Annotated in this window: 11 protein-coding genes; 6 read left to right on the top strand and 5 right to left on the bottom strand. The window is 64.5% G+C overall.

From position 1 onward, the window contains the following. Positions 1-2: 2 nt before the first annotated feature. The gene (locus HMPREF3157_RS03645; RefSeq protein ID WP_070435536.1) at positions 3-1340 is read left to right on the top strand and encodes an alpha/beta hydrolase; all 1338 of its coding nucleotides are present in this window, start codon (positions 3-5) and stop codon (positions 1338-1340) included. A gap of 3 nt (positions 1341-1343) precedes the next feature. Here the strand turns inward: HMPREF3157_RS03645 and HMPREF3157_RS03640 are convergent, their stop codons facing one another. The 5 genes from HMPREF3157_RS03640 to HMPREF3157_RS03620 all read right to left on the bottom strand — a co-directional run bounded on the left by HMPREF3157_RS03640 (position 1344) and on the right by HMPREF3157_RS03620 (position 8333). Further along, on the bottom strand, positions 1344-3104 hold the full coding sequence (locus HMPREF3157_RS03640) for a DUF2079 domain-containing protein (RefSeq protein WP_168161678.1): 1761 nt from the start codon (positions 3102-3104) through the stop codon (positions 1344-1346). A 773-nt stretch (positions 3105-3877) separates the two neighbouring features. After that, positions 3878-6112, bottom strand: a complete 2235-nt coding sequence (locus HMPREF3157_RS03635) for a copper-translocating P-type ATPase (RefSeq protein ID WP_083288035.1) — start codon at positions 6110-6112, stop codon at positions 3878-3880. A 50-nt stretch (positions 6113-6162) separates the two neighbouring features. Beyond that, complete coding sequence (locus tag HMPREF3157_RS10205) at positions 6163-6372, bottom strand: hypothetical protein (RefSeq protein WP_016663848.1); 210 nt, start codon at positions 6370-6372, stop codon at positions 6163-6165. 114 nt (positions 6373-6486) lie between these two features. Then, on the bottom strand, positions 6487-7614 hold the full coding sequence (locus tag HMPREF3157_RS03625) for a sensor histidine kinase (RefSeq protein WP_070435533.1): 1128 nt from the start codon (positions 7612-7614) through the stop codon (positions 6487-6489). Then, a complete protein-coding gene (locus HMPREF3157_RS03620; protein WP_016663850.1) occupies positions 7611-8333 on the bottom strand; it encodes a response regulator transcription factor in 723 nt (240 codons plus the stop codon). Before HMPREF3157_RS03620 ends, HMPREF3157_RS03625 begins: the two co-directional genes overlap by 4 nt. 403 nt (positions 8334-8736) lie before the next feature. Between HMPREF3157_RS03620 and HMPREF3157_RS03615 the strand changes: the two genes are divergently transcribed. From HMPREF3157_RS03615 to HMPREF3157_RS03595, 5 genes are all read left to right on the top strand, one after another. Then, a complete protein-coding gene (locus HMPREF3157_RS03615) occupies positions 8737-9315 on the top strand; it encodes a CueP family metal-binding protein (RefSeq protein WP_034371909.1) in 579 nt (192 codons plus the stop codon). 71 nt (positions 9316-9386) lie between these two features. Continuing rightward, positions 9387-10868, top strand: coding sequence for a multicopper oxidase family protein (locus HMPREF3157_RS03610; RefSeq protein WP_034371912.1), 1482 nt, complete (start codon positions 9387-9389; stop codon positions 10866-10868). Positions 10869-11054: 186 nt separating this feature from the next. Next, positions 11055-11249, top strand: coding sequence for a TlpA family protein disulfide reductase (locus tag HMPREF3157_RS03605; protein WP_034371916.1), 195 nt, complete (start codon positions 11055-11057; stop codon positions 11247-11249). Next, complete coding sequence (locus HMPREF3157_RS03600; protein WP_034371919.1) at positions 11246-11455, top strand: hypothetical protein; 210 nt, start codon at positions 11246-11248, stop codon at positions 11453-11455. Before HMPREF3157_RS03605 ends, HMPREF3157_RS03600 begins: the two co-directional genes overlap by 4 nt. A gap of 59 nt (positions 11456-11514) precedes the next feature. Further along, the gene (locus tag HMPREF3157_RS03595) at positions 11515-13101 is read left to right on the top strand and encodes an aspartate:alanine exchanger family transporter (RefSeq protein WP_070435532.1); all 1587 of its coding nucleotides are present in this window, start codon (positions 11515-11517) and stop codon (positions 13099-13101) included. Positions 13102-13125: the final 24 nt, after the last annotated feature.

Here is a 13125-nt window from a genome sequence, read left to right as displayed (position 1 = left end):
GCATGGACCTCTACGACCGCCCAGCGGCAAACGAGCTTCTCGCCTCCCGCAATGACGTGATGACCGTCTACCGGGAGTTCGAGAACTCCGAAGGCCGCCTCTTCCCGCTCCGATACGTGCGCGCCGGGTACCAATCCGACCTGCCCACGATCATGGTGCTTCCCGACGGCCCCGGCGTCGCGAGCGTGTTCCCTTACGAGATTCTGCGGCGCGACATGGTCAAAAAGGGCCTCGACGTGATCATGATGGAACACCGCGGCGTGGGCATGAGCCGCGCGGATGCGCAGGGCAATGACCTTCCCGTTGGCGTGATGAGTGTGGAGAACGTGCTCGACGATGTGCGTGCCGTGCTCGACCACGCGCAAGTGCCGCGCGTGGTGCTGTACGGAACCGGGTACGGTGCCTACATTGCGCAACGGTTCGCGCTGCGTCACCCGGAGCGCGTGTTTTCCATGGTGCTCGACTCACCGTTTACGGGCGTGCGCGACGGGCGCGCCCTTCGCGAACTCATGCGTGACCTGTATTGGCGCGGAACGTTCGACGCGACCGAATCGATTGCCCGCGCCGTGCGGATGCTCGTCGAGCAGCGCGTCGTCCCCGTCGATGAGACCGGCGTTGTGCTCGCTGCCGTCCACGAGTATGGCGGCGTGAATTCGGTGCGCGATCTCGTCGATCTCCTCGTGCAGGGGCGCGGGCAGCTCGCGTGGGCATCGATCCACCAGATCATCACTGGCCGCGAGTGGTTCAACACCACGCCCTACGTGTATGAAAACGATCTGGCTGGCCGCATTTCCGCGACCGAACTCGGATTCGCCGAGGCTAGCGACGGCAAGCCGCTCGACCCGCTCACCGTGTACGCGCGTCGCGCCGCACAGTTCCCGCCGTTCGCGGGGGAGAGCTTTGACCTTGAAACGGCGAGGCGCTCAATCACGACTCCCACGCTCGTTGTGGGCGGGGCGCGTGATGTGATCGTGCCGCTGTGGCGCTCGCGCCTCGCAGCCGACGAAATTCCCGGCGCCCACGTCGGGTCCGATCCGTCGAATCCGAGGCTGCGATTCATCTCCGCACACAACGTCGGCCACGCCCTCATTGACTCGCACATCGAGCTTTCTGTCGTCGCGATGCGCTGGGCCGCCGCGGGTGCGATTGATGCCCTCCTCGATCGCGACATCAGTTCGCTCAATCGCAGCGTGCGTAACGAGGCCTACGGCCGCGGCATCCGCACGGCGCTTCTCGCCGAGCAGTATTCGCCGCTCAAACTCTGGTCGGTTCGCTCGCTCGCCGCGGGGCCGCTTGCCTCCGCCGATGCCCGCGGACCTCGAGGGCTCACTCGCCGCTAGGACTCATTCGCTTCTAGGGCCGCCCTGGCACGCGACCTGCACGTAAGAGTTCGCAAACACGAGTTCGTACGGCTCGTGCGCGCTCGTGATGACGGATGCGCCGTTGAGGTGTTCAGGTTTTGCGCTCGCATTCGCAGGCCACTTCGCATTTGCCCACTCGGCCCAGCCGCCCGGGAATTGCTCCTGCTCGCGCGCCCCGTACACGCCCGCGACGCATTCTGGTGCCCGCTTCGTCTCGCCGTGCATCCACTGCACGTCGTTCGTCGCCACGAGCGGGGCCATCAAGCGAATGTCGCTCGCGATCGTCACGCCCTTGGGCACATGCGCCTGCCCCTCTCGAGCGGCATTGGCGAACTCCGAATTCGGGTTGAGCGCCCCGGTTGCGATCCACGTGAGGGGAAGCGAGGTTGCGAGATACGCGGTCGACAGGATCGAGAGGGCAACGCCGAGGCGTTTCGTCCACAGCTGTGCTTTTTGCGGCGCGAGCGGGCGTTCGCGCAGCTCAGCCAGATGCGTGAGCGCAGCTCCCCGCACGTGCGGGAGGGTCGCAAGGAGCGCCGCGAACGCGATCGGCATGAGGAACGAGTTGTAGTGCCACTGCCAGGTCCAATAGTGCTCGACGGAACCGAGGAACCGCCAGGCAAGCGTCGGAAGAAGACCGAGCGCAAGTGGACTCGTGACCCCCACAATGCCCATGAACGCCACGAACATGAGCACCGTTTGCCACTTCACGAGCGGCGTGAAGGCCTGCGTGAGCGGCGCAAAATTCTCTGTGTACACGTACGCGCTCGCGGGGCTCAGCGCCGGCAAAATCACCCAGGTGGCGAGGACAAACCACACGAGGCCCCACGCGGCAAGCAGCAGCGCGTAGCGGGGTTTCTTTTCCGACGTTAGCCTCGCAACCATCGCGCGGAGCCTCTGCGAGGGGCTTCCCGCTTCGAGCCCCGGAGTACGCCACATCCACGCCATCGCGAAGCCGAGCATCATCACGGTGAGGCCCAGATCTTCCTTGACGAACACAAGCGCGCCGATCCACAGGAGCGCTGCCTTCGATCGGTTCTCAAGGAAGGCGGCGAGACCGAATGCCACGAAGAGAACGGCGAACGCATACTCGTGAAACTGCACGTTCTGGCTACCTTGAAGCCCGAAGGAGAACGCGTAGCCGGCGCCGGCAAGCATGCCGAGCCGCGGACCGAGTTTCGCCATTGCGACGCGCGTGAGTGGGTACACGCTCGCCCCAAACAGCGCGGCCTGCGCCCACAGCAGCACGGCTGGTGACGGCCACAACCACCACAGAGGTGCAAGGAGCGCGAGAACGGGGTGGAAGTGATCGCCGAGGAGATTGAAGTTGTCGCCCTTGATCGGAACGATCGGGGCATTGACGTGCGCATACTCCTTGACGGCTTCGGCGAAGATGCCCAGATCCCAGCTCGGGAAGAAGTACGAATCCCACTGGAGCATCGAGAGCCACCCGTAGAGTGTGGTTGCCGCGAGGGCGAGGCCGAGCGGGGCGAGGTGCATGGGGTCCAGGACCGCGTCGAGGAAGGCGTCGGTGCGAGACCGCGGGTGGCTGTCGCGGCCACCGTGTTCGGGTGCTGCGCTGGGAATGCTGCCTTCGCGTGCGCCTGCACTTGCACTAGAAGACTCGTTCTCGCTCGTGCATGAGCTGACGATGGCTGCGCGTGCGCGTCGGCGTGTAGTGCCTGTCGTGGTGCTGTTCGCGCTCGAGTTTGCGTCTGTAGGCTCAGGGTGCGAAGTTGTCACGCGCCCCATTGTGCCAGGCATGCGCTTCGACGGGACCGTTTTCACGATGCGCATGCAGCTAGACCCGGCTCGTGGTGGTCGGTTCCTAGCGTTGGGAGCGCCCTCGTTTCTTTTCCGCCCCCCTTGCCCTGCTTCTTGCTCTAGTTCAAGCGACGATTTTCGCTCTAAGGTGGGGGACACCACCCAACGCCCAATCAAAGCTGCCCTGCCGGCAGACCAGGGCGGCCGTGTGAGTATCGGACAATAATGCGTAGTCCTCCAAGGGCCTGGACACAGGAGCTTTCCCCTTTCCTTAGTGGTGCGACCAGAGGGAGAAGAAACATCCACCCCGGTGCACCCGCTGTGGTGACAACGACCCATCGCCCGCAGCAGGTGGCAATCGTTACGGTTATCCCTCTTTTTCAGATTCCTGTCCTCGGGATCAGAAAAAGACGGGGGCCTGTCATAGGTCAGTGAGCATGGCGTTCATCCGGTCAATCTCCGGTCCCTGGGCGTGAATAACCTCCTGGGCAAACATGAGGTCCGCGTCGTTGTGATCGGCGGAGATCTCCCCGTCCGCCTCAGTCGTCGCCGTGGTGGTCTCGGTCGTCTCAGCGGTAGTCGTCGCAGTGCTGGTGGCCGAGGTGGTGGCGTCGGTGTTGCCTGATTCGGTGACCTCAGCGCAGGCGGCCAGCGCCAGGGTGAAGGCCGCGGCGAGAGCGGAAAGAACAAGGGGGGCGCTTCATGGTGGAGCCTTTCAGGGTCATATGAGGGCAGTGGAGAGAAGCGGTGGATCAGTGGACGGCGGTGGATGCCGGAGTAGGCGTGGTGTGTTCCTCCTTCGACTCGGTCGGAGCCAGGTGAGCCGGATCCAGATCAATGCGGCGCAACAGCTGGGCGTTCAGGGCCACCACGATGGTCGAGGCAGACATCAAGATCGCGCCCACGGCCGGGGACAGCACGAACCCGATCGAGGCGAGCACTCCGGCGGCCAGCGGCACGGCGAGGATGTTGTAGCCAGAGGCCCAGATGAGGTTCTGGATCATCTTGCGGTAGCTGGCCCGGGACAGCTCAATCATCGACAGCACTGCCCGCGGATCATCACTAGCGAGGACCACCCCGGCAGATTCCATGGCCACATCCGTGCCGGCACCGATGGCGATACCGACCTCCGCGCGGGTCAGAGCGGGGGCGTCATTGACACCGTCACCGACCATGGCCACGCTCAAACCCCGGTCCTGCAGTTGCGTGACCTTGGCGTCTTTGTCCTGGGGCAGGACCTCGGCGAAGACCTCATCAATGCCTAAGTCCTGACCGACAGCGTGGGCCACCTGCTGGGCGTCGCCGGTGATCATCGCGACCTTCACCCCGCGGTCCTGCAGGGCTTTCACGGCGGCGCGGGATTCGGGGCGGATCTTGTCCTCGACGGCCACCGCACCGATGATCTGACCGTCGCGGACAATATGGAGCACACCGGCCCCACGCCCGGTCCAGGCGCTGGTGGTGTCGGTGAGCTCGGCCGGGGTGCTGAGGTTGAACTCGCGCAGCATGTTCGGCCCGCCCACGAGGATCTCAGCGCCATCGACAGTGGCCCGGACCCCCCGGCCGGAGGCGGCGCTGAAACCAGTTGCACGGATGTGCCGACGGGAGGCCTCGGGATGGGCGGCCGCGGCCGCCACGATGGCGCGGGCTACGGGGTGCTCGCTGTCGGCCTCCGCGGCGGCGGCCAGGGCCAGCAGCTCTCCCTCAGTGACGCCGACAGCTGCCGCGACACCGGTGACCGCGTGCGCACCCTCGGTCAGGGTGCCGGTTTTGTCGAAGAGCACCACGTCGATGGTGCGCATCCGCTCGAGCGCCATCCGGTCCTTGATGAGCACCCCGGATTTCGCGGCCCGCTCGCTGGAGATCGCAATGACCAGCGGAATCGCCAGGCCCAGGGCGTGCGGACAGGCGATGACCAGCACCGTGACCGTGCGCACCACGGCATCGTCCGGGCTGCCGATGATGGTCCACACCACCGCGGTGATCAGAGCGGAGATCAGCGCGAACCAGAACAACAACGCCGCCGCCCGATCCGCCAGGGCCTGGGCCCGGGAGGAGGACTCCTGGGCGTCGGCAACCATGCGTTGGATCCCGGCCAGGGCGGTGTCTCCGCCGGTAGCCTCCACCCGGATGCGGACGGTGTTGTCGGTGGCCACGGTACCGGCGACCACCTTGTCACCGGTGTCGCGGAAGACGGGACGGGATTCGCCGGTGATCATCGCCTCATCGAATTCGGCGGCTCCGTCGAGGATGGTTCCGTCGGCCGGCACCCGGGCACCGGCCCTCACCAGCACGACGTCGTCGACGACCAGCTCGGAGATGGCCACGGTGCGGGTGGTCCCGTCGATGACTTTCTCGGCCTCATCCGGCAGCAGGGCAGCCAGCGCGTCAAGTGCGGAGGACGCGGCCCCGAGAGCGCGCATCTCCAGCCAGTGGCCCAGCAGCATGATGGTCACCAGCAGGGCCAGCTCCCACCAGAAGTCCAGGTCAAAACCGCCCAGCCCGAGAGTGGTGCCCCAGGAGGCGACAAACGCCACGGTGATGGCCATGGCGATCAGGAGCATCATCCCGGGTTGGCGGGATTTCAGTTCTTTCCATCCGCCCTTGAGGAAAGGCGTTCCGCCGTAGATGAAGATGATCGTGCCCAGCACCGGGGTGATCCAGGTGGATCCGGGGAATGCCGGGAGGTGGTAGCCGAGCAGGCGGGCGACCATGGGGCTGAAAATAACGACGGGAATGGACAGAAGCAGCGACCACCAGAAGCGGTCCCGAAACATTGCGGTGCTGTGTCCGGCGTGTTCGCCGTGACCATGAACGTGGTGGTCTTCGTCCAGGGCGGAGTGCGGGTGATCGTGGGGCATCGCCTGGTCGTGGGTGTCGGCATTTGCGTGGTGTTCGTGGCTGGCATGATCCGGGTGGTAGGTGTGGTCTGCTTCCGGAGCGGGGTGATCACCATGGTGATCGCTGGAATGGTGGGGAGTGCTCATGACGTTCCTTCCGCTCAACCCGGTCGGGTCGAGATGATGGGTAAAACTGATCAGGATAAGACGGTGTAGCCGGCCTCCTCGATGGCCCGGCGAACCATCTCCGGAGGTACGACACCGGTGACCTGGTAGCTAGGGGAGGACCCCCCTGCTGACGAGTCGCTGGCGGCAGAGATGGAGGCGGTGTCGGCACGTGAGGCAGGTCCGCAACAGCTGCAGCCGTGGGAGGCCATCGGCAAGAAGCGGGGCGGGGAGGTGATCATGGGAACGCTCCTACGGGTCGGTGGGATGCGGCGATACTGCTCTCGAGCGTATACCCCCCCGGGGTATATTTTCAAGGGGGGGAGGGAACGGCCCTCACGCGGGACAGGGTGTGGTCACCGCGCAGCCTCCTCACTGTCGGGAGGGGACAGCGGGAGGCGGAGGGCAAACACCGCTCCGCGACCGGGTCCGGGGGAGGTGGCGGTGAGAGTGCCGCCGTGGGCCTCGATCAATGCCTTGGAGATGGTCAGACCGATACCGGCCCCGCCGTCGTCCCGGCTGCGGGCGGCATCCCCCCGATAGAAGCGTTCGAAGATGTGTCCGAGCTGGTCAGGTGGGATGCCCTCGCCGTCATCGGCGACGTGGATGAGCGCGGTGGACGCCCCCTGCTGGTGGACGCTGATCCGGACATGCCCGCCGGCCGGGGTGTGCCGTAGCGCGTTCGACAGGAGATTGCTCATCACCTGGCCGAAGCGTTGCCGGTCCACGAGCACCCGGGCGGTGTCCGTAATGGTCTCGACCTGTAAATCGACGCCTTTGTCAGCATAAGCTTCCCCCGCGGCAGCAGCAGCGGTATGGAGCAGATCCCCGAGCCCTTCCTCCGCCAGGTCCAAATCGATCCGGTGTTCCTGGGCCCGGGAGACATCGTCGATGTCTTCCATCAACCGGGTCAGGCGGGTGAGTTGGTCAGCCATGATCGTGTGGGTGGCATTATTCCAGTCCACGACCCCGTCCTGGAGACCATCGAGGTAGACCGTGAGCACCGATAAGGGGGTGCCCATTTCGTGGGCCAGATCAGAGAGCATCTGGCGGCGGACCTGTTCGGTGTGTTCCAGCCGGTCGGCCATGGTGTTGAAGGCATGCGCCAGGGTGGCGACCTCGGGGCCTGCTTCTCCGGCGGGCACGCGGATACGGGAGTTGCCGGCCGTCAGGCTGGTAGCGGCGCGGGTGAGATCCTGCAGGGGGGTGCGCAGGCGACGCGATAACCACAGGCTGGCCAGCAGGGCGCTGATCAAGGCGGTGGGCAGGGCGACGGCCAGGGTGATCAGGTTGGCGTCCCGGTAGGCCTGCTCGGCATGGAACAGCTCCAGCGAGGGGTCCTCCGGGCCGGTCATCAACATATGATCATGGAACAGGGTCGGGCCCACCATCGTGGCCACGGTCACGGCCACCAGCAGGCTAATCACCACGATCAGCACCTGGGCGGTCAGGAAGCGGAAGGTCAGGCCGGGCCCGTGATTCATGGCTGCCCCACCCGGTAGCCCACGCCACGCACGGTGTCGATAAACCCCCGGCCCCGGGTGTCGGTGCCGAGCTTGCGACGCAAGTTGCCGATATGGACATCGACGATGCGTTCATCACCGACCCACGTGGTGTCCCAGACCTCGGTGACCAGGTCGCGGCGGGTCAGCACCTGGCCGGGGCGCAGGGCCAGGGCAACCAGCAGCTCGAACTCCGTGCGGGTGAGCTCCACGGTCGTCTCCCCCACCTGCACCCGATGGGCGACAGGGTCAAGGAAGAGGTCACCAACGATCAAGGGGGTGGTCACCTGCGGTGGGGTGGTGCTGGTGCGCGGGCGGCGCAGCACCGCATGCACCCGGGTCACCAGTTCCCGGATACTAAAAGGTTTGGTGATGTAGTCATCCGCCCCCAGGGTCAAACCGCTGATCTTGTCGTCCTCGCTGCCACGCGCGGTGAGCATGAGGATGTAGCAGTCCGAGAAGGTGCGGATCCGTCGACACACCTCCAGACCGTCGAGTTCGGGCAGCCCCAGATCCAGCACCACAACATCGGGGGAAAAGCGACGGGCCTCGTCCACCGCCTGGGTGCCGGTGTGCGCCTGGCGGGTATCGAAACCGGCCCGGATGAGGTAGGAGGCCACCATCTGAGCCAGGGGTTGTTCATCATCGACGACCAGCACCCGCCTCGGGGGCGTGGCGGTGGTCGGTGTGCGGTCAGCCATAGACCCCAGCATCGCTCCGGCCAGGAGGGAATGCCACCCTCGCTCAGTGCCCGGCGGGGAATCTTCATCGAATCTTCAAACATCACCCTTCGACCGCCGTCACCCCTGTGCCCCACCCCGGGCCGGCGGCATCGCCTCCCCTGGTCGGTTCAGCAGGCGCCACCAGGGATTTCACTGCCTGCATCGCATACCCGGGGTGGGTAGAAGGACATCGCCCACGGCTGTGGGGTGGTGTCTCGGTGGTGACCCAGCCCACCGAATTCACCCCCTTTTCGCCCTGTTATAAGGCTGTGAACAGGGTTTTTGATTTCTAGTTCGTCAGGCATCCGTGCAAGATGAAGGTATGGCATCGGCCTTGAGGCGGTGTCTTCTCACGGTCTTACCACGATCCAAGGAGATTGACGTGAAAAAACGAGCAGCGATCGCAACCGTCGCCCTTGCCCTCGTCCTCGCGGGGTGTTCGGCCGCCGACCCGGAACCCACCGCCAACGAGACGGTGTCCCAGGATACATTCCTGACTACCCATGGCCTGGCCGACATGGACGCGGTGGAGATCATTGATCATCTCGACCGGCAGAAGGTCAATGAGCGTCCCACGGATCTGATCGCCTCGGTGCGTGCCGATGAACTGCTGCTCTCGAGCGATGACCAGGAGGTCGTGGTCGATCTTCCCGACAATCAGACGTATGTCTCGATCGCACCCTATCTCACCTCCACCCACGACTGCTTCTACCACAGCCTCACGACCTGCCAGGGGGAACTCGCCAATGAGGATATCCAGGTCACGATCACCGATGAGGCGACCGGTGAGGTGCTGGTGGACGAGACGACAACCACCTTCGACAACGGGTTTATTGGCTTCTGGCTTCCCGATGATGTCACCGGCCTGATTGAGGTCAGCTACCAGGGGCGTACCGGCACCGCGGAGTTTTCCACCACCGACGACGGTGCCACCTGTGTCACAGACCTGCGCCTGACGTGATGGCTCAGCAGGGTCCTCACCTGCGCTTGTCTCCGATGTCACTGAAATCTTGTACCAAGGACGGTTAAATTATGACGAACGCGTTTTCCCGACGACAGGTTCTGCTCGGCGGGCTCGTCCTTGCCGGCACCGGGACCGTGACCGCCTGCACCAGCGACCCTGGACCCGCCGCCTCGGCACCAGGTCCCTCCCTTCGCCCCACTCCCACCCCCACTGCGCTCGGTGAGCCGACGGTGCGCCGGACACTGACCGCCCGGCCCCTCTCCCTGGATATCGGCGGCATCGAAGCCAAGACGTGGGGATACGTCTCTGACACTGGGGATGCGGCCATTGAGGCCACCACCGGCGACGTCCTCCAGGTCGATATCACCAATGAACTGCCTGAGAGCACCTCCATCCACTGGCATGGCATCGCGCTCCACAACGCAGCCGACGGTGTGCCCGGCATGACCCAGGACCCCATTGAACCTGGCGAGTCTTTCTCCTATGTTTTTGAAGTCCCTCACGGTGGCACCTACTTCTACCATTCCCACACCGGCCTGCAGCTTGATCGCGGCCTCCACGCCCCACTGATCATCCGTGACCCGCAAGACGCTGAGGACCAGGACGTCGAGTGGACCATCGTGCTCGATGACTGGGTCGATGGCATTCAGGGCACTCCCGACGATGAACTCGACAAGCTCACCGGAATGGGTTCGGGCGACCATAACGGGAGGATGGGAATGGGAGGTCACGGCCAGATGATGCACGGTACCCCGGACCGGGTACTGGGCGGGGATGTCGGCGATGTGATGTATCCGCACTACCTCATCAACGGACGTATCCCCCGTGCTCACCGGACCTTCGAGGCTCGCCCGGGCGACAAGGCCCGCCTGCGGTTTATCAACTCCGGCGGTGACACCATCTTCAAGGTGGCCCTCGGTGGTCACCGCATGACCGTCACCCACACCGACGGCTTCCCTGTCCAGCCCTGGGAGACCGAATCGATCTACCTGTCGATGGGCGAGCGTGTCGACGTCGAGGTCATCCTCGGCGACGGCATCTTCCCGCTCACGGCTTTGGCGGTGGGTAAGGACGACCGCGCCTTCGCCGTCATCCGCACCGCCGGCGGCCAGGCCCCCCGCCCGGATGTCGATTTCCCCGAGTTGTCGTCCACCGGACTGCTTCTGTCCTCCCTGAAGCCAGCAGACCGTGCACTCCTGCCCGAGGGCACACCAGACCGAGAAGTCGGTATCGACCTGGGCGGGCAGATGATGCCGTATGAATGGAGTATTCTCACCGACGGCCAATCCTCCCCCGCGACCGTGCAGGAGGGCCAGCGCCTGCGGATGGTCATGCGCAACAGGACCATGATGCCCCATCCCATGCACATCCACGGCCACACGTGGGCGCTGCCCGGCAACGGCGGGCTACGGAAGGACACCGTCCTTCTTCGCCACGGTGAAACCATGATCGCCGACCTGATCGCTGACAACTCCGGTGAGTGGGCATTTCACTGCCATAACGCCTATCACATGGAAACCGGGATGTTCAGCTCGCTTCGCTACGAGTAACCCCCACAGCAGGGTTGAATGCCGAGGTGGGCAGAGTCGCTACAGACCACCCGCCTGGTAGCACGATGACTTTCCTCGGTGTTGTGGTCTTCCGGGATGACCAGAACACCGTCTTCTTCCCCACCGCCCCGGAATAAGGAGATCTAATCCATACCGAGCACCCCCCCCCGCAGAGCCGCCATCGCGGTGACCTATCCCTCGATCTACGATCCGCCGTTTCGTATTGCTGCGGCCCTGGGTGGGGTGTCGACCTCGGTCATCCCGACCATCATTGTCCTGGACCGAAGCCACCGCCCGGCTGCGGTGTTCCTGAGGGAGGTCACCGCCGATGACATCCTTGATGTCGCGCTGCCGCTGGCCGAGGAGGCACCAGCATCATGATCGTTGATGTGATGGCGCAGTTGGCGATCGGCCAGCAGTTCGCCGACGCCGCGGCCCCCTGGCGCGTCATGAGCGCATCCGGCTCCGCGACGCTACCCAGGCAACCGTCGGACCGTGCACGTGCACGCATGTGCGCAACCGAAGGTGAAGAAAACCGCAAAGACACCACCGAATCAGGCTGGATAACGTGGTTGTCTACACCTTGAGGGTGGGGGAGAAGGGCAAGAGCGGGCGCACACGGCCACCAGTGCCTATTGTGGGAAATATGATCGACCTGCTCGTGAGCTCCCCGCTGCTGACCCTCATCGTGACGATGGCACTCGGCACCCTGGTCGGCGCAATCCCTTTCGGCCCCCTTAAATTTGGGCCGGCCGGCGCACTGTTTGTCGGTCTCGCGATCGGTGCCCTCGACCCGCGTCTCGGTAGCGACCTCGAACTCGTGGAGTCGCTCGGCTTGGCGCTCTTCGTGTACACGATCGGTATCGCCTCAGGCGCATCGTTCTTCAGGCAGCTCAGGGCACAAGGGTCACTGCTCGTGGGTGGGGTGCTGCTCCTCGGGGTCCAAGCGGCACTGTCGATTGCGGCGGGTTACCTTTTCGGTTTTGGCGGTCCGATGGCAGCCGGTATGTTCGCCGGTTCCGGAGCGGCGACGCCGGCGCTCAGTAGCGCGAGTGCGATCGTGCCGGGGGAGACCGCTCCCGCGGTGGGCTTCGCGATCGCGTATCCGCTAGCCGTCGTTCTCGGCATGCTCATCATTCCGCCGATCACGCGCTCGAAAATGAGCGGGAAAAACGATCCGTCGTCAGTGTCCGCAACGGACCTTCTCGACATCACCGTCGAGGTCGAGCGCACGATGAAGATCAGCAAGATCCCCGGAATTGCCTCACTGCCGGGCAAGGCCGGCGGCGACCTCCGGATTTCTTACCTGCAGCGCGGCGACGAGATTCGCGTTGCTCACCCTTCGGAATCTTTGCACGCGGGGGACCGGGTCCTCATGGTCGGCGTACCCGCCGCAGTCCACGAGGCCGCAACGCTCCTCGGGCGCGAAAGCGATACCCACCTCGCGAACGACCGTACGAAGGTCAACTTCCGCCGGTTCATCGTCTCGAACCCGCAGCTCGCTGGTCGCACGGTTGCCGATCTTCACGTGCCCACGCGTTTCGACTCGATCATCACTCGCGTGCGCCGCGGCGATACGGATATGCTCGCCCACGCCGAAATGACCCTTCAGCTCGGCGACCGGGTGCGCGTCGTCATGCCGCACGATCGACGCAAAGAACTCACGGAGTTTTTCGGTGACTCCGAAACTCGCATCACCGAGGTTGATTTCTTGAGCCTCGGGCTCGGAGTTGCCCTCGGCATCATCGTGGGCTTCGTGTCGCTCTCTATCGGCGGGGCAAAGCTTGCGCTTGGGAGTGCGGCGGGCCCGCTCGTCGTAGGGCTCATTCTCGGATATATGGGTCGCACAGGCCCGATCGTGTGGACTCTACCCACGAGTGCAAACCTCACCATTAGGCAATTTGGTCTCTTTATGTTCCTGGCATCCGTCGGACTCAAAAGCGGCCATGCCTTCGCCGGAACCGCGTTCTCCGTGACGGGTGTCCTCGTGGGGATCGCGACCTTGCTGACCCTCGGCATTGCACTGCTCGCCCTGTGGGGAGTGGGGGCCGCACTCGGTCTCAGCGCGGCCCGAACCGCGGGTGCCGTCGCAGGTTACGTGGGCCAACCGGTGTTGCTCAATCACGTGAAATCGTTCGTGAACGACGAGCGAACCGACCCTGGCTATTCGGCAATGTTCGCCGCTGGGATGATCGCCAAGATTCTGTTTGCTCAAGTGATCGTGCTCCTCTAAGGTATTTTTGCGCCTTCGCACACG

The organism is Dermabacter sp. HMSC06F07 (genome assembly GCF_001807345.1).
In the GTDB taxonomy this organism is placed as follows: Bacteria; Actinomycetota; Actinomycetes; order Actinomycetales; family Dermabacteraceae; genus Dermabacter; species Dermabacter hominis.
The sequence above is the reverse complement of the archived record's forward strand: the minus strand, read 5'-3'. Positions and strand labels throughout refer to the sequence as shown.

What these genes read in the sequence shown, in the direction of transcription:
- HMPREF3157_RS03645 (WP_070435536.1), top strand. Translation starts at nt 3, where the DNA reads ATGGACCTCTACGACCGCCCAGCGGCAAACGAGCTTCTCGCCTCCCGC.
- HMPREF3157_RS10205 (WP_016663848.1), bottom strand. Translation starts at nt 6,372, where the DNA reads ATGATCACCTCCCCGCCCCGCTTCTTGCCGATGGCCTCCCACGGCTGC.
- HMPREF3157_RS03610 (WP_034371912.1), top strand. Translation starts at nt 9,387, where the DNA reads ATGACGAACGCGTTTTCCCGACGACAGGTTCTGCTCGGCGGGCTCGTC.
- HMPREF3157_RS03600 (WP_034371919.1), top strand. Translation starts at nt 11,246, where the DNA reads ATGATCGTTGATGTGATGGCGCAGTTGGCGATCGGCCAGCAGTTCGCC.
- HMPREF3157_RS03635 (WP_083288035.1), bottom strand. Translation starts at nt 6,112, where the DNA reads ATGAGCACTCCCCACCATTCCAGCGATCACCATGGTGATCACCCCGCT.
- HMPREF3157_RS03625 (WP_070435533.1), bottom strand. Translation starts at nt 7,614, where the DNA reads ATGAATCACGGGCCCGGCCTGACCTTCCGCTTCCTGACCGCCCAGGTG.
- HMPREF3157_RS03595 (WP_070435532.1), top strand. Translation starts at nt 11,515, where the DNA reads ATGATCGACCTGCTCGTGAGCTCCCCGCTGCTGACCCTCATCGTGACG.
- HMPREF3157_RS03620 (WP_016663850.1), bottom strand. Translation starts at nt 8,333, where the DNA reads ATGGCTGACCGCACACCGACCACCGCCACGCCCCCGAGGCGGGTGCTG.